The organism is Streptomyces sp. NPDC088252, from assembly GCF_044740965.1.
GTDB lineage: Bacteria > Actinomycetota > Actinomycetes > Streptomycetales > Streptomycetaceae > Streptomyces.
On the sequence record NZ_JBIURS010000012.1, the window covers coordinates 1 to 26,704 of the forward strand.

General features: G+C 69.5%; 34 protein-coding genes. 32 read left to right on the forward strand and 2 right to left on the reverse strand.

Going from position 1 to position 26,704, the window contains the following annotated elements:
• Window positions 1-163 precede the first annotated feature (163 nt).
• Genes ACIOHC_RS24120 through ACIOHC_RS24130 form a run of 3 tightly spaced genes read left to right on the forward strand, consistent with a single transcriptional unit; the run spans window position 164 to window position 1,330 of the window.
• A complete protein-coding gene (locus ACIOHC_RS24120; protein ID WP_401843931.1) occupies window positions 164-715 on the forward strand; it encodes a WhiB family transcriptional regulator in 552 nt (183 codons plus the stop codon).
• A 30-nt stretch (window positions 716-745) separates the two neighbouring features.
• Window positions 746-1,099, forward strand: coding sequence for a hypothetical protein (locus ACIOHC_RS24125; protein WP_401843933.1), 354 nt, complete (start codon window positions 746-748; stop codon window positions 1,097-1,099).
• A gap of 39 nt (window positions 1,100-1,138) precedes the next feature.
• A complete protein-coding gene (locus tag ACIOHC_RS24130; protein ID WP_401843934.1) occupies window positions 1,139-1,330 on the forward strand; it encodes a hypothetical protein in 192 nt (63 codons plus the stop codon).
• A 68-nt stretch (window positions 1,331-1,398) separates the two neighbouring features.
• On the opposite strand, the gene ACIOHC_RS24135 is transcribed toward ACIOHC_RS24130, so the two are convergent.
• Window positions 1,399-1,662, reverse strand: a complete 264-nt coding sequence (locus tag ACIOHC_RS24135; protein WP_401843936.1) for a hypothetical protein — start codon at window positions 1,660-1,662, stop codon at window positions 1,399-1,401.
• Window positions 1,663-1,854: 192 nt separating this feature from the next.
• On the opposite strand from ACIOHC_RS24135, the gene ACIOHC_RS24140 reads away from it, so the two are divergent.
• The 29 genes from ACIOHC_RS24140 to ACIOHC_RS24280 all read left to right on the forward strand — a co-directional run bounded on the left by ACIOHC_RS24140 (window position 1,855) and on the right by ACIOHC_RS24280 (window position 25,234).
• On the forward strand, window positions 1,855-2,667 hold the full coding sequence (locus ACIOHC_RS24140) for a hypothetical protein (protein WP_401843938.1): 813 nt from the start codon (window positions 1,855-1,857) through the stop codon (window positions 2,665-2,667).
• A gap of 8 nt (window positions 2,668-2,675) precedes the next feature.
• Entirely contained in the window at window positions 2,676-2,828 is a 153-nt protein-coding gene (locus ACIOHC_RS24145) for a hypothetical protein (RefSeq protein WP_401843940.1), read from the forward strand.
• A gap of 186 nt (window positions 2,829-3,014) precedes the next feature.
• The gene (locus ACIOHC_RS24150) at window positions 3,015-3,419 is read left to right on the forward strand and encodes a hypothetical protein (protein ID WP_401843942.1); all 405 of its coding nucleotides are present in this window, start codon (window positions 3,015-3,017) and stop codon (window positions 3,417-3,419) included.
• Window positions 3,416-3,925: a hypothetical protein gene (locus tag ACIOHC_RS24155; protein ID WP_401843944.1), complete on the forward strand. Its 510-nt coding sequence runs from the start codon at window positions 3,416-3,418 to the stop codon at window positions 3,923-3,925. The genes ACIOHC_RS24150 and ACIOHC_RS24155 overlap by 4 nt, the downstream gene beginning before the upstream one ends.
• On the forward strand, window positions 3,925-4,506 hold the full coding sequence (locus tag ACIOHC_RS24160) for a hypothetical protein (protein WP_401843946.1): 582 nt from the start codon (window positions 3,925-3,927) through the stop codon (window positions 4,504-4,506). The genes ACIOHC_RS24155 and ACIOHC_RS24160 overlap by 1 nt, the downstream gene beginning before the upstream one ends.
• Before the next feature lie 98 nt (window positions 4,507-4,604).
• Entirely contained in the window at window positions 4,605-4,994 is a 390-nt protein-coding gene (locus ACIOHC_RS24165; protein ID WP_401843947.1) for a DUF6221 family protein, read from the forward strand.
• A gap of 184 nt (window positions 4,995-5,178) precedes the next feature.
• Complete coding sequence (locus ACIOHC_RS24170) at window positions 5,179-5,628, forward strand: hypothetical protein (protein ID WP_401843949.1); 450 nt, start codon at window positions 5,179-5,181, stop codon at window positions 5,626-5,628.
• A 111-nt stretch (window positions 5,629-5,739) separates the two neighbouring features.
• A complete protein-coding gene (locus ACIOHC_RS24175; protein WP_401843952.1) occupies window positions 5,740-6,237 on the forward strand; it encodes a hypothetical protein in 498 nt (165 codons plus the stop codon).
• Window positions 6,234-7,574 carry a terminase large subunit domain-containing protein gene (locus tag ACIOHC_RS24180; RefSeq protein WP_401843954.1) on the forward strand — a complete coding sequence of 447 codons (1,341 nt, stop codon included), beginning with the start codon at window positions 6,234-6,236 and terminating at the stop codon, window positions 7,572-7,574. Before ACIOHC_RS24175 ends, ACIOHC_RS24180 begins: the two co-directional genes overlap by 4 nt.
• 9 nt (window positions 7,575-7,583) lie before the next feature.
• Window positions 7,584-9,857 carry a phage portal protein gene (locus ACIOHC_RS24185; RefSeq protein ID WP_401843955.1) on the forward strand — a complete coding sequence of 758 codons (2,274 nt, stop codon included), beginning with the start codon at window positions 7,584-7,586 and terminating at the stop codon, window positions 9,855-9,857.
• Window positions 9,858-9,859: 2 nt separating this feature from the next.
• Window positions 9,860-10,204, forward strand: a complete 345-nt coding sequence (locus ACIOHC_RS24190; RefSeq protein WP_401843956.1) for a hypothetical protein — start codon at window positions 9,860-9,862, stop codon at window positions 10,202-10,204.
• Complete coding sequence (locus ACIOHC_RS24195; protein ID WP_401843958.1) at window positions 10,201-10,830, forward strand: HK97 family phage prohead protease; 630 nt, start codon at window positions 10,201-10,203, stop codon at window positions 10,828-10,830. The genes ACIOHC_RS24190 and ACIOHC_RS24195 overlap by 4 nt, the downstream gene beginning before the upstream one ends.
• A 277-nt stretch (window positions 10,831-11,107) precedes the next feature.
• Complete coding sequence (locus ACIOHC_RS24200) at window positions 11,108-12,406, forward strand: phage major capsid protein (RefSeq protein ID WP_401843961.1); 1,299 nt, start codon at window positions 11,108-11,110, stop codon at window positions 12,404-12,406.
• Window positions 12,406-12,807, forward strand: a complete 402-nt coding sequence (locus ACIOHC_RS24205) for a hypothetical protein (protein ID WP_401843963.1) — start codon at window positions 12,406-12,408, stop codon at window positions 12,805-12,807. The genes ACIOHC_RS24200 and ACIOHC_RS24205 overlap by 1 nt, the downstream gene beginning before the upstream one ends.
• A 5-nt stretch (window positions 12,808-12,812) precedes the next feature.
• On the forward strand, window positions 12,813-13,079 hold the full coding sequence (locus ACIOHC_RS24210; protein WP_401843965.1) for a hypothetical protein: 267 nt from the start codon (window positions 12,813-12,815) through the stop codon (window positions 13,077-13,079).
• Between the two features lie 3 nt (window positions 13,080-13,082).
• Window positions 13,083-13,763: a hypothetical protein gene (locus ACIOHC_RS24215; RefSeq protein ID WP_401843968.1), complete on the forward strand. Its 681-nt coding sequence runs from the start codon at window positions 13,083-13,085 to the stop codon at window positions 13,761-13,763.
• A complete protein-coding gene (locus ACIOHC_RS24220; protein ID WP_401843970.1) occupies window positions 13,763-14,203 on the forward strand; it encodes an HK97 gp10 family phage protein in 441 nt (146 codons plus the stop codon). The genes ACIOHC_RS24215 and ACIOHC_RS24220 overlap by 1 nt, the downstream gene beginning before the upstream one ends.
• Window positions 14,203-14,652, forward strand: a complete 450-nt coding sequence (locus tag ACIOHC_RS24225; RefSeq protein ID WP_401843972.1) for a hypothetical protein — start codon at window positions 14,203-14,205, stop codon at window positions 14,650-14,652. Before ACIOHC_RS24220 ends, ACIOHC_RS24225 begins: the two co-directional genes overlap by 1 nt.
• Window positions 14,649-14,960 (forward strand): hypothetical protein, encoded by a 312-nt coding sequence (locus ACIOHC_RS24230; RefSeq protein WP_401843973.1) that lies wholly within the window; start codon window positions 14,649-14,651, stop codon window positions 14,958-14,960. Before ACIOHC_RS24225 ends, ACIOHC_RS24230 begins: the two co-directional genes overlap by 4 nt.
• Window positions 14,961-15,001: 41 nt before the next feature.
• Complete coding sequence (locus tag ACIOHC_RS24235) at window positions 15,002-15,580, forward strand: phage tail protein (protein ID WP_401843976.1); 579 nt, start codon at window positions 15,002-15,004, stop codon at window positions 15,578-15,580.
• 100 nt (window positions 15,581-15,680) lie between these two features.
• On the forward strand, window positions 15,681-16,247 hold the full coding sequence (locus ACIOHC_RS24240) for a hypothetical protein (RefSeq protein ID WP_401843979.1): 567 nt from the start codon (window positions 15,681-15,683) through the stop codon (window positions 16,245-16,247).
• Window positions 16,248-16,388: 141 nt separating this feature from the next.
• Window positions 16,389-19,598, forward strand: coding sequence for a hypothetical protein (locus ACIOHC_RS24245; protein ID WP_401843982.1), 3,210 nt, complete (start codon window positions 16,389-16,391; stop codon window positions 19,596-19,598).
• Window positions 19,598-21,013 (forward strand): phage distal tail protein, encoded by a 1,416-nt coding sequence (locus tag ACIOHC_RS24250; RefSeq protein ID WP_401843984.1) that lies wholly within the window; start codon window positions 19,598-19,600, stop codon window positions 21,011-21,013. The genes ACIOHC_RS24245 and ACIOHC_RS24250 overlap by 1 nt, the downstream gene beginning before the upstream one ends.
• 16 nt (window positions 21,014-21,029) lie before the next feature.
• Window positions 21,030-22,115: a hypothetical protein gene (locus ACIOHC_RS24255; protein WP_401843985.1), complete on the forward strand. Its 1,086-nt coding sequence runs from the start codon at window positions 21,030-21,032 to the stop codon at window positions 22,113-22,115.
• Window positions 22,112-23,317: a hypothetical protein gene (locus ACIOHC_RS24260; RefSeq protein ID WP_401843986.1), complete on the forward strand. Its 1,206-nt coding sequence runs from the start codon at window positions 22,112-22,114 to the stop codon at window positions 23,315-23,317. Before ACIOHC_RS24255 ends, ACIOHC_RS24260 begins: the two co-directional genes overlap by 4 nt.
• Before the next feature lies 1 nt (window position 23,318).
• Complete coding sequence (locus ACIOHC_RS24265; protein ID WP_401843989.1) at window positions 23,319-23,801, forward strand: hypothetical protein; 483 nt, start codon at window positions 23,319-23,321, stop codon at window positions 23,799-23,801.
• A 10-nt stretch (window positions 23,802-23,811) separates the two neighbouring features.
• The gene (locus ACIOHC_RS24270) at window positions 23,812-24,666 is read left to right on the forward strand and encodes an N-acetylmuramoyl-L-alanine amidase (protein WP_401843992.1); all 855 of its coding nucleotides are present in this window, start codon (window positions 23,812-23,814) and stop codon (window positions 24,664-24,666) included.
• Window positions 24,667-24,668: 2 nt separating this feature from the next.
• On the forward strand, window positions 24,669-24,896 hold the full coding sequence (locus ACIOHC_RS24275) for a holin (protein ID WP_401843993.1): 228 nt from the start codon (window positions 24,669-24,671) through the stop codon (window positions 24,894-24,896).
• Window positions 24,893-25,234 (forward strand): hypothetical protein, encoded by a 342-nt coding sequence (locus tag ACIOHC_RS24280; protein ID WP_401843996.1) that lies wholly within the window; start codon window positions 24,893-24,895, stop codon window positions 25,232-25,234. The genes ACIOHC_RS24275 and ACIOHC_RS24280 overlap by 4 nt, the downstream gene beginning before the upstream one ends.
• A gap of 120 nt (window positions 25,235-25,354) precedes the next feature.
• On the opposite strand, the gene ACIOHC_RS24285 is transcribed toward ACIOHC_RS24280, so the two are convergent.
• A complete protein-coding gene (locus tag ACIOHC_RS24285; RefSeq protein WP_401843997.1) occupies window positions 25,355-26,686 on the reverse strand; it encodes a hypothetical protein in 1,332 nt (443 codons plus the stop codon).
• Window positions 26,687-26,704: the final 18 nt, after the last annotated feature.

A 26,704-nucleotide genomic window follows, 5' to 3' on the forward strand; every position in this document is an offset into this window, starting at 1 on the left:
GCCGTCATCGAACGCGTGCGTCAGATGGCCGACGCCTGGGAGCAGCAGCTTCCCGACGTCATCCGTACACCCGCCGTCGTAAGCGCCCTGCGCGCTGCCCTCGACCAGCCGCAGCAGCCCACCACCTGACCCCGCCAACTGCCCCGCCCCAGGAGGGACGACCATGATCGAACTCCCCGCGTTCCTCACCCACGGAACCGCTGCCTGCGCCCAGCCCGACCACAACCCCGACCTCTGGGCCTCCGCCCTCCCCGCCGACCAACGCGAAGCCGCCCGCATCTGCCAGGGCTGCCCCCTCCGACCGGCATGCGCCGACCACGCCCTCAACCGGCCCGAGGAACGCGGCACCTGGGGCGGGCTCACCGCCAAGGAGCGCCGCCGCATCCTCCGCCCCGGTGACGAAACGTGGCTCGACGCACAGGGCCGGGTTCGTGTCCCCTGCGGCACGTACAAGGCGCTGTGTGCCCATATCCGGTACGGGGAGGAGTGCCAGACCTGCCGGGGCGCCCAGGCCATCCGTGTGGAGACGCAGCGCCGTGCACGGCTCGCCGAGGAACACATCAGCGGCGGGTCGGCCACAGGGGCGGTCATTCACCGCCGGTTGGGAGAGGACGTGTGCCTCGGGTGCCTGCGAGCGGAGCGGGCGAACACGGCGGCAAGGCGGGCAGCACGGCAGGCCAGGGAGCAGCGGCCGGCGCTGGCCTTGGCGTCATGACCGCCACCATCACAAGCAAGGAGCAGCACCATGCCAGTTGATCCGTACCGTGGCGTCATTCAGGCCGTTGACCGGTTGACGACGCAGGTCCGACGGGTCGCCGACGCGATGACGACGCCCGTCGTCGAGGACGCCGACAACGTGCAGACGACGGGTGACGACGCCCCGGCCGCGCAGCTTGCCTCCGTCGTGGCGACGCCCGACGCCGCCAAGGAGACGCCCGACGACGACCCGCACCAGCCCGCATACGACGCCGTGTTCGCGTACATCCGCAGCCAGCCCTGCGATTTCCTACCGGACACCGTCGTCGGGCGGAACGCGATGATCTGGCACGCCGTTCACGCCGCTCTCGACGCCATGCCCGCCAAGGAGGGGCCGCGCTGACCTGTAGACGACATCCCGCCCCCGTCGCATCATGTGGCGGTGGGTACACCGTTCGCCGAGTTCCTCAGCTACACCGAGCCGCATCCCGAGCCCTGCCCCACGTGCGGCACGTGGGGCCAGCGGAAGTACACCGAGCCGAGCAAGACGGAACAGAAGATCGTTTGCGTCAACCGGTACTGCTCCGTCTCACCGTTCCATGACCCCGACGCCCATTGGCCCCCCAAGCGCTGACGCAGCACAGACGCCCCGCCACCCACACGGTGACGGGGCGTCGACATACCCAGACGACGCACGTCGGACTACTCCGACGACGCCCTGTTCTTCCCCGCCGCGATCTGGCCGGCCGTCTCCCCCGTCACGCCCATGCGCGCACCGATCGCCCGGTACGTATGCCCCTGCCCCTTGGCCGTGATGACTGCCTGCTGGCGCACGTCGGCCAGCACCCGATGCAGCTCGGGCCACTCCCGGAGCAGCTCGGAACAGGCCGCGGCCCGGTCCACCGCATCCGGGATCGCCTCCAGCGCACGCAGCGCCTCACGCACCCGTTCCACCTCTTCAGCCACGACAGCCACCTCCCGGCCGGAGCGTAGGACTGCACAGACACCCACCCAAGGGGTACCCTCTGGAACATCCAAGGGATACCCCTTGGATGCGTCTGGACGGGCCGACGACGCCCAACGACGCCCAACAACTGAACGAGCCCCGGCAGGACTGCGAATCCCGACCGAGGCTCTGACCACCGGAGAGTGACCTCCATGGGCTGGAAGAAGCCTCGCACATCCCCGCTCCCAGCGGGACCCTGGTACGCCACACTCGCGACCAGTGCCGGACGCCCCGCCGTCCTCGGCGCCACCCTCATCATGTCGATGCCCGGCGAGTACCACGTCGCGAAGTTCGCCGGATGGTCCGACCCGTGGGCGTACGGCATGCCGTTCTCGCTCTCGGCCTACGCCGGTATCGCCGCCGTCGTCGCCGCTACCAGGCCGAAGGGTGCCCGCGGGCGGTTCTCCGCAACGATCGGCGCAGCGTTCGCGATCGTCCTCGCCCTGGCCGCGCAGGTCGTCGCGCACCTCGTGAACACCGGGCACATGAACCATGACCAGGCTTGGCTCATCGCCGTTACGTCGATGGTGCCCCCGGCTGTCCTCGCGCACCTGCTGCACCTCGCCGCGACCCCGACACCCACCGCCGCCCCGTCGACCAGCGTCGACACCCCTGAGGAGACGGCCGTCGTCGAGCGCGTCGAGCAGGCGCCCGTGCTGCCGCCGCTCCCGACGCAGCCCCCGGCCGCGCAGCTCCCAGCCCCGACCCCGGTTGCGCCGCAGCCGCAGCCAGTGCCCGCCCCGATCGTCTACCGCGACCCGCGGTGCGCCGCCGTCCGCCCGCTGTACGACGCAGGGACGCGGCCCGGCACCGCCGCCATGCGCGACGCCCTCATCACTGCTGGGCATGGCCGCGTCGGAGACTCCACCATCCGCGGCGTCATCCGGGCCGAGATCGAGGATCACGAGCCGAGCCTCAAGAGCCTCCCGGCCACACTCCCGCTCGCCGTCGGGCAGAACCCGTAGGCCCGGCCGTGCTCGCCGCCCTCGGCGTGCTCTTCCCGCTCGCGGCCCTCCTCGGGCTGCTCGGTCTCGCCTACGTGGCCACCCCCGACGTCCCCCGCATCACCGGGACCGTCGCCCTCATCGTCACCCTCGCGGCGCTCGGCGCCGCCATCCTCCACTGAGGACTCATGTCTGATCACCCGATCACCCCGACCCGGATCATTCCGGCCGGCGCCCCGCTTCCCGACCGCGGGCCCGAGCCTGGCGAGGTTCCGCCGTGGCGTGCCGCCCCAGCCACGCCCGCGCCGCCTGCGGCCCCAGTTCCGCCGCCTGCCGCACCACCGGCCGCACCGCCGCCCCCGCCGCCCGTGCAGCAGATCTTCATCCCGCAAGGCCCGTTCGAGTTCCACGTCACCCTCCAGCCCCCGGAGCCCGAGCCGACCCGGTGGGAGCGATTCACTGCCTGGATCGGGCAGTTCGGCCGACCGTGGCAGATCTGCGGGGCCCTCACCCTCGCCCTCCTGCCGATCCCTGGCGTCGGGTACAGCGTCGCCACCACCTGGGCCTCCGCCGTGTCCGAGACCCGCGGCATGTGGGGGCAGGGCGCCGCATACGGGCTCGCGTGCACACCACTCGCCTGGACCCTGCTGCGCATCTACTACCACGGCGGCACCATCCGCCGGCTGCTCGTCCTCGCCGTGTCCGTCGTCGGTCTGACCGGCGCCATCCACCTCTACGACCCCATCACCTGGATCACCGGAGTCACCCGATGAACACCGCTACCACCGGCGTCACGCTCGCCGGAGCCGCCATCGCCGTCACCATCCTGTTCATCCAGCTCCGGAAATGGTGGACCGGGGGACGCGCGCTGAAAGACCTCCTCCCCACCGTCCAAGGGCTGCTCACCGGAGCACTCGGCACCATGTGCGCGGGCGGCCTCCTCGGCTGGCTCGCCGGATGCACCCGCCAAGGCGTCAACTCCGCAGGAGGCAAGGCCATCACCGGAGTGACCGGCACCGATTCAGGCGCACCGCTGGCCGGCGCCTCCATGGGCCAGCTCACCCCCGAGGGTGGAGTCGTCGTCTTCATCGTTGCCGTCGCTCTCGTCCTCTCGTACAAGGCTGCGAGCAAGGAGGACAAGGGCAAGCTGCTCGGCGCGCTGGCCGCAGGATTCATTCTCTGCGCCGTGGCGGGCGTCGCTGGTGCGCTGGAGGGCCTGCCCGAGCTGGTGAACGGCATCGGTCTCAGCGGCCGAAACGCGCTGGAGGGGAACCTCTGATGGCCGAGCCAGAGACCACCAAACGGACCCGCGCCGCGCGCACCCTCACCGCCGGGCAGCGCTACCTCATCCGCAACCTTGCCGAGCGCGCCGCCGAATGGGTACGCGCCGGCCGCCGCGACGACCTCGATGGACTCGCCGCGATCCTCGGCTGCATCCTGCGCCTGGTCCTGCTCGCCGCCGGAGCGTACGGAACGTGGTGGCTGCTCCGGCGCTGGCCCGCGATCCTGTGGGCCGCCGTCCCGCTGTGGTGCTGGGCCGCCGTGCGCGCCATCCCCGACGACGAGGAGGAGACCCCCGAGGCGGCCGAGTCCATCGAGGCGCAGCGGGAGCAGCTGCACACCCTGATCCGCGACCTCATCGCGGACCGGCCCGGCGTGCACCTCGCCACCCTCCTCACCCACCTTCGGCGGCACGGGCAGGGGGAGGGCTGGGAAGTGTCTGATCTGCGGACCCGGCTGCCGCTCCTCGGCATCCCCGTCCGCCGCTCCGTGAAGGTGGACCGGAAGGTGGCGTACGGCGTCCACCGAGACGACCTCCCGCAGCCCTCCCCGGCCGAGGGTGAGCAGCAGGCCGCCTGACGGTCTACCACCCCCGTCTACCTGCGGATCTACCACCACAGCTACCCCGATCTACCGACCCGCCTACCCCGGATCTACCAGCACGAGAGGATGACCCCATGGACGACCTGGTGCAGTTCCTCCGCGACCGCCTCGACGAAGACGAGCAAATCGCGCACATCGGCAACGCCTCCGAGCCGCCGCTGACCTGGCGGCAGATCGGCGAGACGGGCGTGATCGTCGCGTCCGACGGCGACCGTGCCGAAGAGTGCGCGAACGGGAACTGGGCGGGCGTTGCTGAGCACATCGCCCGCCATGACCCGGCCCGCGTCCTGCGCGAGGTCGAAGCCAAGCGGGAGCTGCTCAGTCGATACGAAGCCATGGCTGCTGGGGTGCTCGTAATGACAGGCGCTGAGGCGATCCTCTCGGAGTACAGGCGGGTCCTCCTGCCTCACCTCGCCCTGCCCTACGCCGACCACCCCGACTACCGGGACACCTGGCGGTCGTAGCCCAGTTGTCAGTCCCGGCCCGTACCGTGAACGTGTCCCCATTCGCGCTTCATGGCTGCGGCGCTGCTCGGACCCGAGGCCCCGCCCGAACATCCCCCCGGGCGGGGCTTCTTCACATCGTCATCACGTCTCGCGCACGTACATGGCACGATGCTTTCCCGGACCAATCCGCCCAGGGGGATACATGTACACCCGCGCCACCATCGCCGTGCTCGCCGCCGCGCTGCTCACCCTCACCGCCTGTTCCTCGTCGAACGACGACAAGCCCACTGCCGCGTCGTCGTCGAGCGAGCCCAGCACGAAGCAGCCGACCACACCCTCGCTGGGTACCGAGGACGGCCCGGAGGAGGCCGTCATCGCGTACACGGCCGCGTACTTCAAGGGCGACGCCACCACCGCGTACGAGATCCTGTCGAAGCGCTGCCAAGGGAAGGTCGGTCTGGATGCATATGCCGGTGTCGTGAAGCAGGCCGCAGCCGACTACGGCAACGACCACCCAGCCACAAACGTAAAGGCGAACGTCTCTGGGGATATGGCCCGCGTCACGTACAAGGTGAACGGGTTGCCCAAGTTCGACCAGGAGGCGCAGCCGTGGGCGCGTGAGGGCGGCGCCTGGCGGTACGACGCCTGCTGAACCGGCCCGGCCCCGCCATTGTGCGGGGCCGACGCATGTCCGCGACATACACACCTCAAGATCCTGGAACGCCCGAAATCCGTACCCTCCCGACCAGGAGGAGGTACGGACATGGACGACCCGCAGGCACGCCCGCACGACGGCCGAGGCCGGTTCGTCCGTACCCTCAGTACTGCCGAGCGAGACGCGGCTGCGGCTGATCTCCGGTCGAAGGGCTGGACGTACCCACGCATCGCCGAGCACCTCGGCTACAACCACCGCGCCGACGCGTACAACGCCGTCCAACGTGTCCTCAAGGAGACCGTGCGCGAGGCCGGCGAAGAGCTGCGGACGCTGGAGCTGGAGCGCCTCGACGCCCTGTACGTCGCCGCTTCCGAGGTGCTGGAGCGCGAGCACGTCACCGTGTCCAACGGCCGCGTCGTCGACCTCCACGGCGCCCCCATCCCCGACGACGGCCCAGTCCTCGCCGCAATCGATCGCCTCCTGAAGATCCAGGAACGCCGCGCCCGCCTCCTCGGCCTCGACGCACCCGTGAAGCGCGACATCAGCCTGACCGACGAACGCGCAGCCGCGATCGAGGCCCTCGTCGAGGAGCTGGGCGAGCAGTGACCAACCTGCGCGACCGCCTCGCCGGCATGACCGAAGCAGAGCTGGACCTCCTGGAGGAGAAGCTCCGCGCCAAGCTCTGGCAGAAGAAATGGGACCGCTGGACCCCGTATCCGTGGCAGGTGGCCCCGGACGGGGTAGAGACCCACGGCATGTGGCTCCAGCTCGGCGGCCGAGGCACCGGCAAAACCGACGGCTGCGCCCGGTACATGGTCCAGCACGTCAACGGGCCAGCCTGCGACGACCGAGTACCCGGCGGGCACCGGATGAGCATCATCGCGCCGACACAGGGTGACGCCGTTGAGTCCGCCGTCAACGGGCCGTCCGGGCTCAAGGCCCACGATCCGCGCGTCGTCTTGAGGACCACCGCAGGCGGCACACACGTGCGTTGGCCCAGCGGAGCCGAGGCGAAGCTCTTCGGGGCGCACACCCCCGACGACGTGGAACGCCTCCGCTCCGGCGGTAACAGATGCTTGGTGTGGCTGGAGGAGGCCGCAGCGATGCGCCGCCTCGGCCCCGCCCTCACCCACTCCGCCATGGGACTCCGCGTCGGCCCGAACCCCCACTACATCGCGAGCACGACGCCGAAGCCTCGCAAGGAGATCAGGGACCTGCTCGCCCGCCCGGACGTCATCACGACCAAGGGCCGCACCCGCGACGCGATCCACCTCCCCGAGATGATGCGCACCAAGCTGGTCGCCCAGTACGCCGGCACCCGCCTGGAACGCCAGGAGCTCGACGGGGAACTGATCGACGACATCGAGGGCGCCCTGTGGTCGTGGCGCGGCCTCGATGCGACTCGGGTTGGTGCGGCCCCGCCCATGGCCCGGATCGTCGTCGCGATCGACCCTGCGGCCAAGGGTGGTAGCGAGTCTGACGAGATGGGCATCGTCGTGGCCGGGCTCGGCCAGTCCCTCATCCCCGACCGGAACGGGTTCGCCCGCAGGCATGGGTACGTCCTTGATGATCTGTCCGGCCGGATGTCCCCGGAGGAGTGCATGCGGAAGGCCGCGCAGGCGTATCACGCGTGGAAGGCCGATCTCGTTGTTGCCGAGGTGAACAACGGTGGCGACTGGATCGGACTCGCCATGCGGCAGACCGACCCGACGGTGAACTACGACACCGTCACCGCCACCCGCGGCAAAGCCACCAGGGCCGAGCCGGTCGCCGCCATCTTCGACCAGCTGGCCGCGCACATCGTCACGTCTTTCCCGCATCTGGAGGAGCAGCTCACCACGTGGGTGCCGGGCGACGACAGTCCGGACCGGCTCGACGCCACGGTCTGGGCCCTCACCAAGCTCATGCTCGCGCCTGCGGGCAACTACGCCGCGGTCGCATAGGAGGACTACGTGGGACGGATCAAGGACGTGCTCGACGTGGCGTTCGGCCGACGCGCGATCGGCGGCGTGGACACGCTGCGGGACCGGCGCCCGATCACCGTCGCGTCGATCGGTGGGCAGCAGTCCCTCACCCTTGACCTGGACGCCGAGGCCCGCGGCTACACCCACAGCGCGGTGGCGTACCGGTGCGTGGCTGCCATCGCCGACAACGGGAGCTCGGTGCCGGTAGTTGTACGGCGCCCGGACGGTTCGATCATTGAGCAGCACCCCGTCGCGCAGCTCTTCAACAAGCGGCCCAACGGCCAGATGTCCGGCCGTGTCTTCAAGTCGCTGCTGCTTCAGCAGGCCGAGTTGGCCGGACAGTCCTTCGTGTGGCTGGACCGCGGGGAGACCGGGCTCGGTGACGTGACCGAGGCGCACCCCGTGTTCGACCAGGTCGACGTCATCGTGTCGAAGCCGCTGGCGCAGCGGCCGACGACGGCCGACGTGATCGGGTTCATGATCCGGCGTCTCGACGGGGTGCAAGTCCCCGTGCTGCCGGAGGAGATGCTGTGGTTGCGGTATCCGCACCCGTTCGATCCGCTCGGGTGCTTGGCCCCGTGGAAGGCGGCCCGGCACGCGGTGGACATGGACGCGTATGCCCGGGAGTGGCAGCGGTCCAGCTACAAGAACGGGGCGTCGCCGACGGGCGTCATCTACCTCGGGCAGATGGAGGAGCAGCAGTTCATCGCTGCCAAGGCGTCGTGGCGTAGCAGCATGCAGGGCCCTGCGAACGCGGGTAAGAACCTGCTCGTCGCGTCTCCGCCTGGTGGCGGTACTCCGGTGTCGTACGCGCGTGTCGGGTTGACGGCCGAGGAGATGGACTACCTCGAATCCCGCATGGCCAACGCGTCCGAGGTCATGATGGCGTTTGGGGTGCCGCACGACTACTTGAGCGCGGGTACCACGTACGAGAACCGGTCCGCGGCCAAGACGCTGCTGTGGTCGGACACGATCAAGCCGAAGCTGGAACTGATCGGCTCAGAGATCGACCGCATCCTCCTGCCCTCCGATGCCGAGGAGGCCGAGTTCGACCTGAGCGGCGTCGACGCCTTGCAGGAGTCCCGGACGGCCGTCGTCGACCGCACCGTGTCCCTCGTCGACTCCGACATCCTCCTCCTCGACGAAGCCCGCGCCGACGTCGGGCACGACCCGCTGCCTGGCGGTGCCGGGCAGCAGACCATCACCGCGTACCGGGCCCAGTACAACGCCGCCCCGCCCGCAGCAGGTCAGCGCCTGGACGCTCCCGCGCTGGAGGCCGCCGTGCAACGGGCCGTGGCCGAGGTGCTGGCGCCCGTCGTCGCGAGAATGACGCAGGTTGACGCCCCGTCGGCGACCCGTCGTCTGGAACTGACGCGCGCGGACGACGCCCCGTCGTCACCGTCGCTGGACGACATCAACGCCGCGTACGACGACCTGGAGGCGGCCGGGCGGTCCGCCGTGCGGGCGCTCGCGCGGGAGCAGCAGGAGCGGGTGCTGCGGGACTTCGACCGGCTGATGAAGAAGCCGCAGCGCTCCACTGACTGGCTCACCGGGCTGCGTGCCGAGGCGTGCGCCCTTGCCCGCGAGGCCACCGTCCGCTTGGCCCCGCCCGACCTTGACATCGTGCCGGCCGCGCGCGCCACGGACATGGACGTCGCGACCGGCCCTGACGGGTGGGAGGAACGGATTCGCGCTCGCGAGATCTTCGACCCCCGGTATTGGCGGCGCCGCACGGCCGAGGCGCTGCGCCCGTTCGTCGAGCGGGCATGGCGCCGCGGCGGCGTGTCCATCAACCCGTCGTTCGACCTCGACGAGCCAGACGTGGCCGGCGCCCTGGACGACCGGATCGACGAACTGGCCGGGCAGATCACCGCCACCACGGAGCAGGTGCTCCGCAGCCAGCTGCTCGCGCATGGCGTGTCCGAGGGCGAGTCCGTGCCGGAGCTCCGGGCCCGCATCCAGCAGGTGTTCACCAACCTCGGCGACTACCGCGCCACGATGATCGCCCGCACGGAGACCGTCGGCGGCTACTCGGCGGCCTCACACATGGCCGCGCTCGATCGGGGCGCGGTGCGGAAGACGTGGGTGTCGACCGACGACCGGCGGACCCGGCGCACCCACCGCGCGGCGCAGGGCTCCACCGTGGCGATGAACCGGCGCTTCCCGCTGACCGAGTCCCGGTGGCCGGCTGATCCGGCCGCGCCCGCCAGCCAGTCCATCCAGTGCCGGTGTGCGCTGACCTTCGAGTTCGAGGAGAACTGACCATGGCGACTCTGCTGCGCGGCGAGGTTCGCGCCATCCTCCAGCCCGCCGGAACAGCTCAGTACCAGGGGGCGTACTGCCCGCCCGGGGTTCCGTTCAAGGAGGTCCGCCGCGGCCCGTTCGACGGGAAGCAGGACATCGCCGTCCGGCCGGACGGCGACGGGGAGTTGCCCCGCCACATGACGTTCGGCGGCGGCCGGGTCGTCTACGAGTACGACGGCCGTGACAAGCAGCAGCGGGCTGTTTACCGGTACTCGCCGCTGCTGTCCCCGTCGCACCGCGAGGTGATGAACGGGGTTGCCGAGGTGTACGCCGAGCACGCACTGAAGAAGGAGGGCCAGCGATGAGCGAGCTGGAGTTCAGGTCTCTGGAAGACATCGACTGGCGTCTCGACGACGGGGCCGACGGCACGTTCGAGGGGCTGGCATGCCGATACGGCGTCGTCGACAGCTACGGCACCACGTTCCACCCGCGCGCGTTCCGGAAGGGCCTCAAGGGTCAGTACGCGATGCTGTTCATGCACTCCCCGTTCCAGCCCGTTGGGACTTTCACCGCTGAGGAGCGAGACGACGGCCTGTACATCAGCGGCCGGTACGACGACACCGCAGCCGGGCGTGACGCCCGCACCATGGCCCGATCCGGGTCCGCCTCCGAGCTGTCCGTAGGGTTCGTCCGTACCGACCTCCCCCCGTGGGAGAAGCTCGCCGAGATGAGCGACGAGGACCGCGAGGAGACGATCGTGAACATCAAGGGCGCCCGGCTGGTGGAGGTCTCGCAGATCACCGCCCGCATGGCTGCGGTCCCCGGCTCGAAGCTCAAGACGGTCCGCAGCGCCCTCGGTGATCTGTACGAGCAGGTCGACGCCCCCACCCTCGACGAGCAGGCGCACCAGGCCGAGCGGGAACAGGTCGACGGCGACCGACGGATGGCCGAGCGGCGCCGCCGGGCCGCGCTGCTGCGGCTGGCGTCCTGACGGATGCGTCCTATGAAAACTCACACCAAGTAACATGATCTTGCGGGGCGGTGGGGGCGACGACGCAGGTAAACGCCCGTCGTCGCCCGCGACATACACCCCTCCCAAACGCGGCAAAGACGTTTCGATCTACCCTCGCCGCAATGATCCGGGGCTCACACCGGACGTAAAAGCCGTGAGCATGCCGGGCGCGATCCACCGGCCGTGAAAGACGGACCGCAGACCCCCAGACATCTGGGCGGCTGCGAGCCGTCCACGGACCGAAAGGACGCGGCCCATGAGCAACTTCGCCCGCATCCGCCCCATCGGTCGCCGTCGCGACGGACGGCCGATCTACCCGATCAAGGGCGGGGCCCCCACCCTCACCGAGCAGCGCGACGAGATCATGCGCCTGCTCCAGGACGACTCCTACGACGGCGACGTCGACGAGCTGATGCAGCGCGCCGACGACATCGCCGCGAAGATCGAGCAGGCCAACCAGCGTGACGCCCGACTGCGCACCCTGCGCGCCGCGAACCTTCCCGCTGGCGATCCGGCCCCGGACACCCGCCGCGAGCAGCCAGGCATGCAGCCCGACGACCAGGGGCGACAGCATCCGCTGACCGTTGCTGAGAACTTCGTTCGGTCCAAGGCGCTGGAGACCTTCCGTGCGAATGGTGCCGTCGGCAAGTTCAGCGTGGAGTACCGCGACGCGCCGACCGGCACGGTCACCACCACGAACGGTGTCCCGACCCGGCCGGAGCGGGTGCCGGGGATCATCCCGCAGAACCCCGACTTCCCTCTCCTCATCGCGAACCTCCTCGACCGGCAGACGTCCAGCGGCAACACGCTGGAGTACGTCCGCGACACCTCCGGCCCCGTCGAGGGCACCGGCACGTGGAACAAGGCGGCCGTGGTTCCGGAAGGGACGATGAAGCCGCAGAGCGGACCGTTCTCGTGGGACACGATCACCACGTCCCTCAAGACGGTCGCGCACTGGGTGCCGATCACCCGCCAGGCCGCCGACGACGACGGCCAGATGATGGGGTACATCAACGGCCGCCTCACCTATGGCCTCGAATTCCAGATGGACCGGCAGATCCTCACCGGCAACGGCACCACGCAGATGCAGGGGATCCTCACCACCCCGGGCATCGGCGCGTACCAGCCGGGCGCCGGATCCACGGACTCGAAGCTCATCACGCTCCGCAAGGCGAAGACGCAGGGGGAGCTTGCGCTCTACCCGCCGGACGCCGTGGTCCTCAACCCGCTGGACTGGCAGGACATCGAGCTGGACAGCGACGGCATCGGCCAATTCCGCGTCATCACCAACGTGACCGAGGGCGCTGCGGCACTCCGCATCTGGGGCCTCCAGGTCGTCACCTCCGTCGCCATGGCGGCTGGCACCGCCCTGCTCGGCGGCTACCGCACCGGGGCCACCCTGTGGGAGCGGCAGGGCATCACGATCCTGATGACCGACAGCCACGCCGACCTCTTCCTCGCGAACACCCTGGTCATCCTGGCCGAGCGCCGAGCGAACGTCGCAGTCCACACCCCGGCGGCGTTCGTCAAGGTCACGTTCGCGGCGGCCCCGTGATGGGATTCATCCAGGCCGCCGTCAGCAGCGGCACACGAGTTGAGGGCCAGGACGTCGTAGACCTCCGCGTCGTCGAAGGCGACCTCGGCGGCGGGTCCACGGCGTGGGCCGACATCACCGGCAAGCCCGCCACGTTCGCGCCGACGATCGGCGCCACCGCTACGACCGCAGTCGCGGGCAACGATTCGCGGCTGGTGGCCGGCGCCGCCGGTACGGCGACCGTGCGGGCGCTCGGCACCACAGGGACTACGGCAGCTGCGGGCAACGACGCGCGGTTCCTCACCGGCACTGCAACCGCGGTCAACAACGCGGCGACGTTCGCCGACCTCACTGCGGCCACGACCGCCTACAACACTCTGCTCGCCGCTCTGCGGGCGCGCGGCATCATCACCGGGAGCTGATCAGCATGGCAGCGAAGAAGACCGAGGAGCAGCCCAACGAAGCTGTGAGGACTCGGGAGTACGCGGCTGGCACCGGCTGGCAGGTCGGGCAGACCGCGCCGGAGGACGCGTTCCGGGCGCTGGACGCCGCTGGGACCGGTGCCCCGGTCGGCCCGGTCGTATCCGCCCACCCGGGCGGGTACGCCCGCCAGATCGTCGCCAAGGGCGCCCTCGTGACGGAGGGCGTGCGCCGCGAGCTCGACGCGGCCAAGGCCGAGAGCACCGGGGCCTGACACATGGCGTACTGCTCTGTGGAACAGGCGAAGAACGCAGGCTGCACCGGCACTGATGCCGAGGTCGCTGCGTGGATCAGCGCTGCCACGGAGCGGATCACCGCCTACACGCAGCAGCTCTTCGAGCCCACACCCTTGGTGGTCGTGGTAGACGTGGCGCCGGATGGGACGTGTCTCCTCCCGCGCCGCGTCCGCGCGGTCTCCTCTGTGACGCCCGTCGTCGCCATGGACGACGCCCCGTCGCTTCCGTCGTCGGCATGGCGGCTTACGTCGTCTGACGTGCTTGGACAGGTCGACGCCGTACTCCTGCGCTGGGGCGGCTACGACGACCTCATTGCCGGAGCCGAGTCCTACAACGGTGGGTGGCGCGGCCTGTTCGAGAGCTGGGGCCTGGAGCAGGCCCGCATCGTCGGGGAGTTCGGATACGCCGAAGTCCCGCTGCTTGTCGGCCAGGCCTGCGCCCTGCTTGCCGCGCACATCCAGGCGCAGGCTGCTCCGTCCGACGCGGACGCGCAGCAGTCACCGGGGCTCGACGTGGACGACGAGGGCAACAACGTCCGCATCGAGGACGACACCGAGTCGACGACGCCCGTCTCCCCGTCGGCGTCGACCGGATCGACGCAGGTAGACGCCCTCCTCGTCGGCTACCTCAACCGCGGCTACAACCTGATCGGCGGTGTCTGATGGTCTCCGGCAGCTTCAGCATGGACTCCCGCCAGTTCGAGCGCGGCCTCCGCCGATGGGTCGGCCGTCTCTCCACCGAGTCGAAGCGCGCCGCAGACCGGACCGGCACCCGCGTCCAAAACGAGGCGCGCCGTCGAGCCCCGGTCGACACCGGCCGCCTCCGCTCCTCGATCGTGTCCCGAGCCGAGGACCACGGCCGGACGTACACCGTCACCGTCGGTACCAACGTCGACTACGCCGAAGACGTCGAACACGGCACAGCCCCGCACCGCATCTACCCCCGCACCAAAGCCGCCCTGTACTGGCCCGGAGCGGCGCACCCCGTCGCGTACGTCAACCACCCCGGCACAGCCCCGCACCCCTTCCTCGCACCGGCCATCGCCATGGCCGAGAGGTGGCTGCGCGAGGAGCTGGCCCGCGCCGGCAGGAGGGTCCGCTGATGGCCGCGACCACGTCCGGCGCCATCAAGGCCCGGCTCGAAGGACTTCAGTTCGGGGTGCCCGTCTTCCGCGACGGGCCCCGCGAGGGGCAGGCCCCGCCGTTCGTCGTCGTTACCGAGGCACTGTCCACCACCCTCGACACCGCGAACGGCGACTTCGGCGACCCAACCGCCCCGATCACGATCGTCGAGAAGGTGGCCGTCGACCTCGTGCAGAACGCCCGCATCAAGTCAGGTGCGGCCACAGCGAAGAACGTCGAGCGGTACGGGCTGGCAGAGGCAATCGCGCGAGCCCTTCACGGCCACGGGCTGCCCGCCCACCCGACCAAGGTCACTGCGGTCCGCGTCACGGACATAGATCGGTTCCCCATCAGCGACAACCGGATCCGCACCAGCATCACCGTGCAAATCCACCGCGAACTCCTGACCGAGGAGGTCACCCCCGCATGACCACCGTCGCCATCCTCGACCTTCCCCGAGACGACGTCATCGCCGGACTCGGCCCCGACTACTGGCCGACCCGCCCCGACGCGACCCTGCTCCGCATCGACCCTGCGACCGGCGTCACCGACGGCGCCGTAATCGTCTACCCCACCCCCGGCCGCCCCGGCTATTTCTGGTGGCTCATCGACGGCGCCATCCCGCCGCAAGCCGCAGGCACCGCCACCGAGGACCTGGCCGCGCAGGTAGAGGGCTCGGTACTGGAGTCCCCGCCTCCTTCGGACGACCCCGACCAGCCTCAGCCCTCCCGCCCATAGCCGTCCGGGCCGAATCCCGGCACCAGGAAGGACCAGACATCATGCCGCTCTCCCGAGTCACAAAGCTGTACGCAGTCGAGGACTGCAAGATCTTCCCTCTGCTTGCTGACCCTGCCGGCGGTACTCCGTCGTATGGGGAGGGCATCGACGTGCCCGGCATCAAGTCGATGGAGATCTCCGGCGACGTGGAGGTGAAGGAACTCCGAGGCGACAACGGCCTGCTGGACTCGGACTCGTCGATCTCGAACGTCACGGTCAGCTACCCGCACGCCAAGTTGTCGCTCGACGTGCTGAAGGCGCTCGTGACCAGCACGGTCACGGACTCGGGCACGACCCCGGCCCAGAAGAGCAAGTGGTCGCTGAAGCAGGGCGCGAAGCCTCTCCCGTACAAGATCGTCGGGAAGACCCCGACCAGCGGTGGTGACGCCGTCGGCGGCGACGTGTACTTCACCCTCTTCAAGTGCGTCATGTCGTCCTTCCCCGGCATGGGCCTGGCGGAGGAGGACTACCGGACCGTCGAGAACGAAGCGCGCGCCGTTCCGCTCATCAGCACGGGCGAGTGGGTGGACGTTGAGATCCACGAGACAGCCGCCCCCATTCCGACCACCGCCACCCCGTGATCCCCGGGCGGGTGCGCGGACCCTTCGCCTACGCCGCCGCCCGCCCGGCCCCTCCAACACCCGCCAGGCCGAAACCCGGCACTGACCTCGGAGCGACACCGTGACCACAGCAGCACCCCTCACCGCCCTCGGCCGCGAGATCCACTTTGTGGACGGCACCACCGCCCGTCTCCGCTACAGCCTCGGCGCCCTCGCCCTGCTCGAACAGCGGCATGGTGGCATCGACGCGATTCTCGGCGTCTTCGAGAAGATCGACGGGAAGGGCGGGCTCTCCGGCGTCGTCATCGGCCCGATGCTCGAACTGATCGGCGCCGGACTCACCGGGTCTGGTGGGTTCGTTCCGCACATCACCGAGCGCGTCACCACCGTCCGCGAGGAAACCCCCGACGGCCGCAAGACCAGCCGGGACGTGCGTGAAGTCACCGCCGTCCGCTACGTCCGCCAGAGCGACCGGCGCGAACTGGGCGACCTCCTCGACTTCAACGGCTTCGACCAGCTGGTGGACGCCATGACGGCCGCGTTCGCGGAGGCCTTCCCGCAGGGGGAAGCACAGGCCCCGGCGGGGCCGGTCATCGACGTGGAACTGCCCGACACCTTCCGTGGGACGAGCTCTACTACCTCGGCACCGTCACCCTCGGACGCTCTGATGACGCCTTCTGGCACCTGACGCTCGCCCAGCTCCTCGCCCTCGCCGATCAGCACCGCCACGCCGCAGGAACGGCGGGCGGACAGTCGGCCGCCGAACCCGCCGGCGGCGAATCTCTTCTCGGATTCGCTGCGATGCGCCGCACCTGAACGGAGGTGACCCATGGCCGATGACCCGAACCTGACCGGGCGTGTACGCCTCGACTTGACCGGCCTCATCGAGGGCCTGCGGTTCGCGCGTGCCCTCACCAACCGGCAGATCAGCCGCCTCGTCCGCGACGCTAACCAGCGGCTCCGCAGCCTCGACACCACCCGTCTCACGACTGGGCTTTCTCGCGTCGCCGGAATGATCGGCGGACTTGGGCGGCTGGCCGCGCCCTTCGCCATGGCTGGTGCAGCGGTCGGCAGTCTGATCCCGCTCCTTGCCGGGGTGGCCTCGGCGTTGCAGCAGATGGCTCCGGCCGCCGCGCTCGCGGTATCGGGTGTCCTGGCGATCGGTCTTGCGGCCGGCACATTGAAGCTGGCCATGTCGGGGGTCAGCGACGCCGTGAAGGCCGCACTGGACCCCAGTGATCCGGAGGCGTATGCCGAGGCGCTGAAGAAGCTCAGCCCGAACGCGCGCGCGTTCGTGCAGGAAATTCATAAGGCACAACCCGCCCTCGACGCCATCAAGAAGACCGTCCAGGACAAGGTCTTTGCCGGGCTCGACAAGCAGCTCGCGTCGACCGGAAAGGTTGCGCTGCCCGTACTGAAGCGGGCCCTGTCCGACACCGCCGGAACGCTCAACCAGATGGGCAAAGGCGTGCTCACCGCTGTCCGTGGCCTCGCCAAGGACGGCACCCTCGGGACCGCGCTGAGGGGCGCCACCAGCGGCCTCAACGAATTCCGCCGCGCGCCTGGCCAAGTCGTCACCGCACTCGGACAGATCGGTGCCGCCGCGGCGCCTGCATTCAAACGGGTCTCGAAGGCAGGCGGGACCGCCTTGGACCGGCTGTCCGCGAAAATCGCCAAAGCCTTCGAGTCCGGCGGCATGGAGAAGGCGATCAACGGCGCCATCGACCTCCTCGCACAACTCGGCCGGGTGGTAGGCAACGTCGGCGCCATCTTCGGCAACATGTTCAAGGCGGTCAGCCAGGGCGGGGACGGCCTCTTCGGGACACTGGAGAAGATCACCGGCGCGCTGAGAAGTGCGACCGCCACTCCCGGATTCCAGCGGGCGCTTCTGGCCCTGTCACAGACGATGGGCGTCGTCGCCTCCACCGTGGCGCCGCTCCTCGGCCAGGCCCTGGGTGTCCTCGGCCCGGTCGTCGAAGCGTTGGCCGGCCCCGCGCAGCAGCTCGTGCGGGTCCTTGGGGATGCGCTCAGCCGGGTCATGACCGCACTTGGGCCGGTTCTTGCCTCGCTCGCCAGAGCGTTCGGCAATCTGGTGGTGTCGCTGCTGCCCCTGGTCGACGTGGCGGGCACTCTCATTGCTGCCCTGTTGCCTGCACTGGTCCCACTCTTCGATGCCCTGTCGCAGGTCTTCGTGGCGCTGGCCCCGGTCATTCAGCAGATCGCGACCAACCTGTCGGCTCAGCTGGTACCGATCCTGGAATCACTGGCCCCGATCCTCGCGCAGATCCTGCCGCCCTTTGTCCAGTTGGCGCAGGACGCCGGGCCACAGCTCACGGAGATGCTTGCCCGGCTGACCCCGGGGTTCGTGGACCTGTCAACGAAGATCGCTGCTCTGTGGATCCAGATGGCGCCCCTGATCGCCAAGGTGCTGGAGCTCCAAGTAGCGCTCGCTGAGAAGCTGCTGCCGATCATCCTGCCGGTCGTCGGCGGCCTCGTCATGCTGATCACGACCGGGTTCAGCGCGCTGGTGGACATCCTGTCCCGATACGTTGTTCCGGCCATTCAGTTTGTCGTGGCCGTCCTCCAGGGCGACTTCAGCGGCGCCGTGAAGCACGCCACGACGATCGTGTCCAACTTCAAAGAGGACGCGCTCAAGGCCATCAAGGGAATGGCTGACCAGGTCGGGCCGCTCCTCGCGCGCTTCGCTGCTGCGGTCGGTCAGTATGCGCTGGACGCCGGACACCGGCTCGTGGACTCCATCCGCCAACGGATCGCCGAGGCTCTCGGCTACTTCCGTGACCTGCCCAGCCGGATCCGCGGTGCCATTCCGTCGGCCGGGTCGATTCTGACCGGGATCGGGCGGTCGATTGTGCAGGGCCTGGTCGACGGGATTCGGTCGGCGATTCCGTCGGTGCAGAGTGTGCTGTCCGGGCTGACGGACATGATCCCGAACTGGAAGGGCCCGAAGCGCAAGGACGCGACTCTGCTGACCCCGGCGGGTAAGTCCATCATCAAGGGACTCGTCGCAGGGATCGACGCGTCCACGGCATCTTTGAAGTCGAAGCTCACCTCGATCACGAACACGATCGAGCGCGCGATCACGATCAACAAGGGCAACCGCAAGAAAGTCGGCGGCCTCGACGGGCTGCTACGCCGTGTGAACAGCGACAACAAGCGGCTGATCGCCCTGGCCAAGCAACGCGACTCGGCAGCGGCCCGGCTCAAGGCCGCTCAGAAGCGCCTTGATGACGCCATCAAGGAGCGCTCAAAGGCCGCGGCGGACATCCGTGACGGGATCCTCGGCGACGCGAACATCACCACCGGCAACAACGTGGTGAACAGCGTCTCCGCGATCACGGTCGGGCTCCAGCTCGCTGTGAAGAAGACGCAGGACTTCGCTGCGAACTTGGCCAAGCTGAAGAAGGCCGGGCTGCGGTCCGATCTGCTCGGCGACATCGCGAACGCGGGTGTGGAAGGCGGCGCGGCGACCGCCGAGGCGCTGGCCCGAGCAACTCCGGCCGAGCTGAAGCGCATCAACGACCTCCAGGCGCAGCTTGCTAAAGCCGCCTCGTCGACCGGCACGTCTGTGGCGAGCGCACTGTACGACTCCGGCGTGAAGGCCGCGCAGGGCTTGGTGGATGGGCTGAAGCGGCAGCAGGGCGCCATCGAAAAGCAGATGGAGCGGATCGCGACGGCGATGGTCAAGGCGATGAAGAAGGCCCTCAAAATCAAGTCCCCGTCGCGGGTGTTCATGGGGATCGGGCAGCTTTCCGGAGACGGTCTCCGCGAGGGCATGCTCCGGTCCCGTGCTGCCGTGGCCGCCGCATCCGCGTCCATGGCCAACGCCGCGGTCGGCGCCGCCGATGTCGCCGGTCGCGCAATGCGGACGATCCCGGCTCCTGGTCAGCTCACCACCGCCTACGCAGGCGCCACAGGCGGCGGCGACACGCACAACACGTTCAACCTCTACGGCACAGAGACCCGGCCCGATGACATCCTCCGTGCCCTGTCGTGGCGCGGCCTCGTAGGGAGGCGCTGATGCCCCAGCAGCAGCTCGGCCGCATCCAGTGGGGGCCGCTCACTTTCGGCCCCGGCACCCCGTACGTGGTCACCGCGATCGAGGGCATCGACGACATGCCCGACATCCGAGCCGAGGACGTGGCCCGGCCTGACCAGCACGGCGACTACACCGGACCGGATTTCACCGGGCCGCGCGTCGTGCAGATCAGGCTCGGCATACGCGGCCAGTCCCCGGACGACCTGCGGGCCCTCACCCTGGCACTGCGGGATGCAACACAGCCGCAGCGCCAGCCCGCCCCGTTCCAGCTCCTCGACCAAGGCATTCTGGTGTACGGCAAGGTGCGCCGCCGGAACGTGCCGTACGACGCCGAGTACCTGTGGCGCCTGGGCACCGCAGCGCTGGAAATCTACTGCGCCGACCCGTACCTGTACGGGCTCAACGAGCAGACCGCGAGTACAGCCGCGTACTCCCCGGCGGCCGGCCGGACGTATCCGCTGGCCTACGCCGGGGTCGGCCCTGCGGTGCGGAACCTTGTGCTGAACCCCAGCTTCGAGGAGACCTTCACTACCGAGACGACTGGTTTCGGTACCAACAGCATGCGGTCGCGCGTGTCCGCTGAGTCGTACGTGGGCCAGTACAGCGTGCAGCACGCCATCAGTACGGCCTCTGCCCAGGGCGGCACGTCGTGGAACATCGAACCGGTCGCGGCCGGGCAGACGGTGCGGTTCGGCGTGTGGGTGAAGATCCCGGCGACGGGAATCGCTGCGCTGGAACTCTGGTGGCGCAACCAGACCACCAACCTGAACACGACGCCCGTCCTCGCCCAGGCCACCCCGGGAACGTGGGCGCGCGTCTCCGGCTCGTACACCGTGGCCGCCGGGCAAACCTGCGACCGGGTGGCCGCGGTCGCCACCGCCTCGGCGGCAGGCGCCGCCACGTGGTGGGCGGACGCCGCGCTCGCACAGGTCGGCGGCACGGCCCTCACAACGTACTTCGACGGGTCGACTGGTGGCATCTGGGAGGGCATCCCGAACGCCTCGGTGTCGTCCCGCCCGACAGGCGCCAACCGCACGTACGGCAGCGCGGGCACCTCCGGCCGACTCACCGCCGTCAACGGAGGCGCAAGCCCCGCGTACCCGGTGCTCCGCGTCGACGGCCCCGTAGCCAACCCCAGCATCGAGCAGGTCACCACCGGCGGCGGCCTCACCTTGGACGCCACGATCCAGGCCGGCGAGTACCTGATCATCGACACCCGTACCCGGGCCGTGCTCCTCATGGGGTCCAGCCCGCGCCGCTCCTGGGTGCGCGCCGGGTCCACATGGCCACTGCTCCAGCCCGGCTCCAACGAACTCGCCTACCGGGGCTCAGCGCTTCCGGGCGCGCCCGGCCAATCGTCCCTGCTCACCGTCACATGGCGCGACACGAGCCTGTAGAAGGAAGGACCCACCCATGGCACTGATCAACCCCCCGGCATGGATGCAGGCCGGCAGCTACCCGGCCCGCACGGACCGGCTCGTCATCGCCTCCATGCTGAGCTACCCCGGATTCCTCGTTGACGAGTCCACTCCGCTCCGCATCCGGCAAGGCGTCAGGCCGAGCTACACCAACCAGCAGCTGAAGGTGCGGGCGGCACCGACACCGAACATGACCGTCATCGTGTCCGCGGGCATGGCCTACGTCGACAACCACGACGCGGGCGGCTCCGGCACGTACGTCTGCATCAACGACTCCGACGTCACCCTGCCCATCCAGCCTGCGGGCGGCACCGGGCAGTACCGGAAAGACTGTGTGATCGCGAGCGTCTACGACGCCGAGACCGCCGGATCGGCATCGGAATGGCGACTGGAGGTAATCCAGGGCACCTACGCCGCGTCGGCCGGCGCCGCAGTCCGGCCGAGCCTGCCGCCGAACGCCCAGATCCTTGCAGATATCGCGGTTGGCGCGTCGGTCACCTCGATCGGTGCGGGCAGCATCAGCGATGTTCGGCAGTACAGTGTCGGGCTCGGCGGCGTGCTCCCCACGTCGGCGTCTGGTGCTCCGCCCCGCCCGCATCCAGGGCAGGTGCTGTACCAGGTGGACACGGACCTGTTCGAGGTCGGGCTCCAGGCCGGAGGGAAGCGCCAGGTACGAGAGCAGATCCGTCCGTCGATGTCCGACCAGGTGAGCTTCCCCAGCTCCCCCGTCACCGGTTCCTTCACGGACTTCACGAGTGGACAGTGGCCGCCGATCACGGTGACGGTTCCTCCGTCCGGCATGCTGCGGATCACCATTGGGGCGGCCGTCGTGAACACAAATTCCGGCACCTCAACCGCATGGGCTCGGTGGCGGTCGTCGGGCGGTCTCACCGAGTCGTCTACGTCAGCAAACGCTGTCAGCACCATGGGCTCCCGGGTGTACGCCAGCCGCACTGTCGTCCGATCCGGTCTCACGCCCGGCGTTACCGTCACCTTCACCCCGCAGTACAACGTGTCGTCGTACGCCTCTGGGGCCACGTCTGTCACGGATGGGCAGCTGATCGTGGAGCCGATCGCATGACGACGGCCACTCTGGGCTTCTCAACTCTCGCGACCGCGGCGGGCCCGGATCCCGAGCACACGTATACGTACCTGTTCTGCGACCTCATGACCGACACCGTCCTGGCCGAGCTGCCGCTTTCCGGGGTCACGTACTCCACCATCCTCAATGGCATCGGGACGCTTACCGCCACGGTGCCATACGCGGACGAGACAATCCCGCTGGACCCCGAGACCGCGACGACGCCGGGAAGGACCGCGGTCTACGTCGACCGGGACGGGGTGATCGTGTGGGGCGGCATCGTCTGGACCCGCCAGCCGAATGGGGCCCGCAGCAAGGAGATCCAGGCCGCCGAGTTCCTGTCCTACTACCAGCGCCGGTACGTGAAGACGACGCTCAGCACGGACACCAGCGCGATCCTGAACACCGCCTATGTACCCGGCGGGCAGCGCCTGTACACGGATCAGAAGTACATCGCATGGTCACTGCTCACGTATGCCAACGCACAGACGGGCGGCAACCCGCGAATCAACGTCGACGCGCTCACCGCACCCGCGCACGGCATCGTTCGGCAGGCGACGTACTACGGGTTCGAGCGGCCCGAGATCTACAAGGCGTTCACCGAACTCGCCGCCGCCGACAACGGATTCGACTTCGGGTGCGATGTCGGCTGGACATCCTCGGCCAACAACCAGGCGCCCACCCGATACCGGAAGGTTCGTACCTGGTACCCGCGCAGGGGTCGGACCGCCGACGAGTCCGGGCTCGTGTTCGTGAAGGGCGGGCAGGGTGCGTCGATCCTGTCGTACGACTGGCCCGAGGACGGCACCGCCTCCGCTACCGAGGTGAGCGCACTCGGTGCCGGAACCGGTGAGGCCAAGGTGAGCACCGTCGTACAAGACGCGGATCGTCTGGCCTCCGGCTGGCCGCTCCTGGAGGCCGTGACCACATACGACGGGGTCATCGAGCAGGCACAGCTCAACGGCCTTGCCAACGCTGAGCTGACCGCGCGCGGACAGGCGCAAGTGCAGCCCACGTTCGAAGTCAGCGCCGACACCGACCCCGCATTCGGTAGCTACTCCGTCGGCGACGAAGCGCTCTTCATCATCGACCCCGAGCCGATCACGCCAGCCGGCCGCCAGGGTGTGCTCCGCATCATCGGCATTGAGAACACCGCAGCGGCCGGTCCCGAGCGCGTGCGTCTCACCTGCGTGGCGGTGTGACGTGGCCCAGTACTCCACGACCCCGGACTTCCTTCAGCGCTTGGCCGTACTGGAAGAGCAGGTCGCGCAGCTTCGCCGGACCGGCTGGGAGCGGGATGAGCTGCCGTTCTACCCGACGTCGATGCAGACAATGCCGTACACGGACGCGACCAGCTTTACGTCGGTGTGGGAGACGATCCTCGCTCCGCGCACAGCATCGCTATCGCTGGGGCTGGTGGCCATCGGCGACCAGGTCGGCACCACGAACACGGGCGGGGCGTGGCAGGTCGTGCTCGCGGAGGCCGACATCGTCATGGCTGGGAGCGTCCCCGCCACCTTCAGCTACCAGTTCGCGGCACAGGTCATTGACCTCACCCCGTACCGGGCCCTCACCGAACTCAAGGTCCAGATCCAGGTCCGCCGCACGTCCGGCGCGACAACGGGCGGCAAATTCGGCGGCGGCGGTGCCATCGGCATGGCCCCGCGCTACGCCCGACTTCTCTGAAAGGAACACCATGGCGACACCACTGTCCGCCGCTGCGGTCCTCGCAGCCCTCCGCGCCGAGGGCGTCCGCACTGTCGAAGTCGGCGACTGGCGCAACCGCAACCGCAACCAGAAGGGCCCATGGGGCCCGCTCAACGGCAGCATCGTCCACCACACCGTCACCAAGGGCACCTCGTCCACCGTCGCCATGGTCCGCGACGGCTACGCGTCCCTGCCGGGCCCGCTGTGCCACGGCATGATCGCGAAGGACGGCACCGTACACATGGTCGGCTGGGGCCGCACCAACCACGCCGGCGGCGGCGACCCCAAGGTGTTGGAGCAGGTCATAGCCGAGTCGTACGGCACCCGGCCGACTCCGCCGACCCGCGGCAACAGCGATGGGGTCGACGGCAACAGCAGGTTCTACGGGTGGGAGTGCGAGAACCTCGGCGACGGCAAGGACCCCTGGCCCAAGGCGCAGTACGACGCGATCGTGCGTGTCCAGGCGGCTCTGTGCCGGGCGCATGGCTGGTCGGCGAAGTCTGTGATCGGCCACCTGGAGTGGTCAAGCGACAAGGTCGACCCCCGCGGCTTCAGCATGCAGCAGCTGCGCGCCGACGTGGCCGAGCGGCTGAAGCACTCCGCGTCGTGGTCGCCCGGCGCACCCGCACCCACCGCCCCGCCGAAGGAGAAGCCTGCGGCGAGCACGGACAGCAAGGTCACCGCCCTGCACACCAACCTCCTCTCCATTGGGGAGATCGGCACGACTGCGAAGGGGACGGCGTCCGGCCGCGTCGAGCACGGCGCCGGCTACTTCCTCGCCCACATCCTCGACGAGGTCCGTCAGCTCCGCGCGGATGTCACCGCACTCAAGAAGGAGAAGTGACCATGGCTGCACCTGTCGAAGCGAAGGTGAAGGCGTCGGCCGCCGCCACATTCCTGGCCGGTCTCGCGATCGCCGTACTGAACGCGGTGGCCGCGGACTCCAGCCTGCTCGGCCCGCTGCCGTCGTGGCTCCAGGCGCCGCTCCTCGCGCTCGTTCCGGCCGGGCTGACGTGGCTGGCCGGGTACCAGGCCCGGCACACCTCGCGCAGCAGATACGGGGACGTCGAATGAGCGAGAGCACCACCGGAGTCGTGGCCGTGGACGTGGCGGTCATCTGGTCAGTAGCCGCTGCGGCCATAGCTGCCGGACTCGGCCTGCTGTGGCGTATGACGCGCGGTGTCCGTCGCATCGTCACTAGGGTCGACGAGTTCGTCGACGACTGGAATGGCGTACCTGGTCGGCCTGGCGTTCCGGGCCGGCCGGGTGTGATGGCTCGGCTGGATGGGATCGAGGAGCGCCTCGGGTCTGTGGAACACGAACTGCACCCGAACTCGGGCGGCTCACTCCGGGACGCGGTGGATCGCGTGGATGTCCGAACCCAGCAGCTCACCGCGGACGTGGACCCGTGAGCGGCCTCTCTGCCACACTGGCCATGGTCCCGCCGTACCCCCGTCGGCGAGGCCAGCTTCACAACCTCGCCCCCTGTTCCGGCTACGGCCGGGCAGGGGGCGGTTTCGTCGTGTCTGGGGTCAAGCTCCCAGCACGTCCATGAGGTGGTCGTCGAGATCGGCGACGAAATCCTCTCGCCTCCACGGGCGGAGCTCGGCCCGTGCGCGGCGCAGGCGAATGGCCGGCACCCGGCCGCCGGTGGTTGCGGCGGCAAGCACGCATTCATGCAGGAGGTCGGTCGCTGCCCGGGGGTCGCCCATGCGGATCCGGGCGAGCGCCTGGTCCGTCGTCACGATTGCCCGCTGCACCTGCTCCCGGGGCGCGGCCAGGGCAGCCGCCGATGCTGCGAACCGGTCGTGCGCTCGTGCGGGATCGCCTACGTACAGCTCACACACACCCTCGAACCCGCGCAAGTGCCCGCTGCTGAAGCTGCTGCCCGACGGGTCCCCGTCGGCCTGGTCTTCGATGTCGTACCAGGCCAGGCCGAGCGCCGCCCGTGCCTGACGCTCCATCCCGGCCCGCGCGGCGACTTCCGCTTGCAACGCGTGCGCTCGTGCCCGGACGCGGGTGCTGTCCCCAGTGCGTGCAGCGCGCACGGCCTGGTCGACGAGCAGTCGGGCGTCCGCGAGGTCGGGCGACGAGTACAGGGTGACGAGGGCGTGGCTCATGTGTACGGACGCGCGCCGCCACGGATCTCCGAGCTGTCCCGCCTGGGTGGTGGCTGCGGCGTACAGGGAACGGGAGGCGTCATCGTCGCGGGTCTCGAAAGCTAGCCGCCCGGCCAGGGTGCAGGCGGCGACAGCCACGGCCCGCACCTGCCCAGCCACCGGTTCAGGCAGCGCCCCGGCTTGGAGTTGACGGCACGCCTCGACCACAGGCGCGAGTAGAAGCTGTAAGCGGACCATCGGCACGGCCCCCACCTGCGCGTTAACGTCGGAGACGGCCGCGGCAAGTCCGGCAGCGATCTCCTCATCCGCCCGGGACGGGTCGGATAGCGCCGCCGACAGCCCACCCTGCGCTTCGGGAGCCAGCAAAGCAAGCATGCCGCCGCTGTCCGTCGCGGTACGAACGAGCGCGGTGCGCAGGGCAGCGATGCGGGTCTCACTCTCGCCGAGGTCGAGCAGGGCACCCAGGAGCTCGGCAAGGTCGCTGCCCGCGCCGACGGACATCTGCCCGGCCGGGGTCCGGGCGTAGAAGTGGGTGAGAAGCAGCTGGTACCGCTCGTCTGGCAGCGTCGGTGCCGCGGACTCCCACCGGGCGACGGACCGTTGCACGCTCGCTACTGTCGGCAGACGCGGATGGTGCAGGTCCTCGGCAAGCTGGGAAAGCGCGCGTGCGACGTCGGCGAGGGACAGCCCGCGCCGTGTCCGTAGCCGCTTCAGCTTCGCCGCCCCCGCGGCCCTGGTGCCCATCTGGCAATAGTGGCGCAG

Excerpts from the sequence above, each read along its gene's own strand:
- ACIOHC_RS24210 (WP_401843965.1), top strand. The coding sequence starts at position 12,813 with ATGGCAGCGAAGAAGACCGAGGAGCAGCCCAACGAAGCTGTGAGGACT.
- ACIOHC_RS24225 (WP_401843972.1), top strand. The coding sequence starts at position 14,203 with ATGGCCGCGACCACGTCCGGCGCCATCAAGGCCCGGCTCGAAGGACTT.
- ACIOHC_RS24205 (WP_401843963.1), top strand. The coding sequence starts at position 12,406 with ATGGGATTCATCCAGGCCGCCGTCAGCAGCGGCACACGAGTTGAGGGC.
- ACIOHC_RS24170 (WP_401843949.1), top strand. The coding sequence starts at position 5,179 with ATGTACACCCGCGCCACCATCGCCGTGCTCGCCGCCGCGCTGCTCACC.
- ACIOHC_RS24190 (WP_401843956.1), top strand. The coding sequence starts at position 9,860 with ATGGCGACTCTGCTGCGCGGCGAGGTTCGCGCCATCCTCCAGCCCGCC.
- ACIOHC_RS24175 (WP_401843952.1), top strand. The coding sequence starts at position 5,740 with ATGGACGACCCGCAGGCACGCCCGCACGACGGCCGAGGCCGGTTCGTC.
- ACIOHC_RS24255 (WP_401843985.1), top strand. The coding sequence starts at position 21,030 with ATGGCACTGATCAACCCCCCGGCATGGATGCAGGCCGGCAGCTACCCG.
- ACIOHC_RS24245 (WP_401843982.1), top strand. The coding sequence starts at position 16,389 with ATGGCCGATGACCCGAACCTGACCGGGCGTGTACGCCTCGACTTGACC.
- ACIOHC_RS24195 (WP_401843958.1), top strand. The coding sequence starts at position 10,201 with ATGAGCGAGCTGGAGTTCAGGTCTCTGGAAGACATCGACTGGCGTCTC.
- ACIOHC_RS24140 (WP_401843938.1), top strand. The coding sequence starts at position 1,855 with ATGGGCTGGAAGAAGCCTCGCACATCCCCGCTCCCAGCGGGACCCTGG.
- ACIOHC_RS24260 (WP_401843986.1), top strand. The coding sequence starts at position 22,112 with ATGACGACGGCCACTCTGGGCTTCTCAACTCTCGCGACCGCGGCGGGC.
- ACIOHC_RS24120 (WP_401843931.1), top strand. The coding sequence starts at position 164 with ATGATCGAACTCCCCGCGTTCCTCACCCACGGAACCGCTGCCTGCGCC.
- ACIOHC_RS24155 (WP_401843944.1), top strand. The coding sequence starts at position 3,416 with ATGAACACCGCTACCACCGGCGTCACGCTCGCCGGAGCCGCCATCGCC.
- ACIOHC_RS24285 (WP_401843997.1), bottom strand. The coding sequence starts at position 26,686 with ATGGGCACCAGGGCCGCGGGGGCGGCGAAGCTGAAGCGGCTACGGACA.
- ACIOHC_RS24230 (WP_401843973.1), top strand. The coding sequence starts at position 14,649 with ATGACCACCGTCGCCATCCTCGACCTTCCCCGAGACGACGTCATCGCC.
- ACIOHC_RS24250 (WP_401843984.1), top strand. The coding sequence starts at position 19,598 with ATGCCCCAGCAGCAGCTCGGCCGCATCCAGTGGGGGCCGCTCACTTTC.
- ACIOHC_RS24275 (WP_401843993.1), top strand. The coding sequence starts at position 24,669 with ATGGCTGCACCTGTCGAAGCGAAGGTGAAGGCGTCGGCCGCCGCCACA.
- ACIOHC_RS24165 (WP_401843947.1), top strand. The coding sequence starts at position 4,605 with ATGGACGACCTGGTGCAGTTCCTCCGCGACCGCCTCGACGAAGACGAG.
- ACIOHC_RS24160 (WP_401843946.1), top strand. The coding sequence starts at position 3,925 with ATGGCCGAGCCAGAGACCACCAAACGGACCCGCGCCGCGCGCACCCTC.
- ACIOHC_RS24125 (WP_401843933.1), top strand. The coding sequence starts at position 746 with ATGCCAGTTGATCCGTACCGTGGCGTCATTCAGGCCGTTGACCGGTTG.
- ACIOHC_RS24220 (WP_401843970.1), top strand. The coding sequence starts at position 13,763 with ATGGTCTCCGGCAGCTTCAGCATGGACTCCCGCCAGTTCGAGCGCGGC.
- ACIOHC_RS24235 (WP_401843976.1), top strand. The coding sequence starts at position 15,002 with ATGCCGCTCTCCCGAGTCACAAAGCTGTACGCAGTCGAGGACTGCAAG.
- ACIOHC_RS24270 (WP_401843992.1), top strand. The coding sequence starts at position 23,812 with ATGGCGACACCACTGTCCGCCGCTGCGGTCCTCGCAGCCCTCCGCGCC.
- ACIOHC_RS24280 (WP_401843996.1), top strand. The coding sequence starts at position 24,893 with ATGAGCGAGAGCACCACCGGAGTCGTGGCCGTGGACGTGGCGGTCATC.
- ACIOHC_RS24200 (WP_401843961.1), top strand. The coding sequence starts at position 11,108 with ATGAGCAACTTCGCCCGCATCCGCCCCATCGGTCGCCGTCGCGACGGA.
- ACIOHC_RS24215 (WP_401843968.1), top strand. The coding sequence starts at position 13,083 with ATGGCGTACTGCTCTGTGGAACAGGCGAAGAACGCAGGCTGCACCGGC.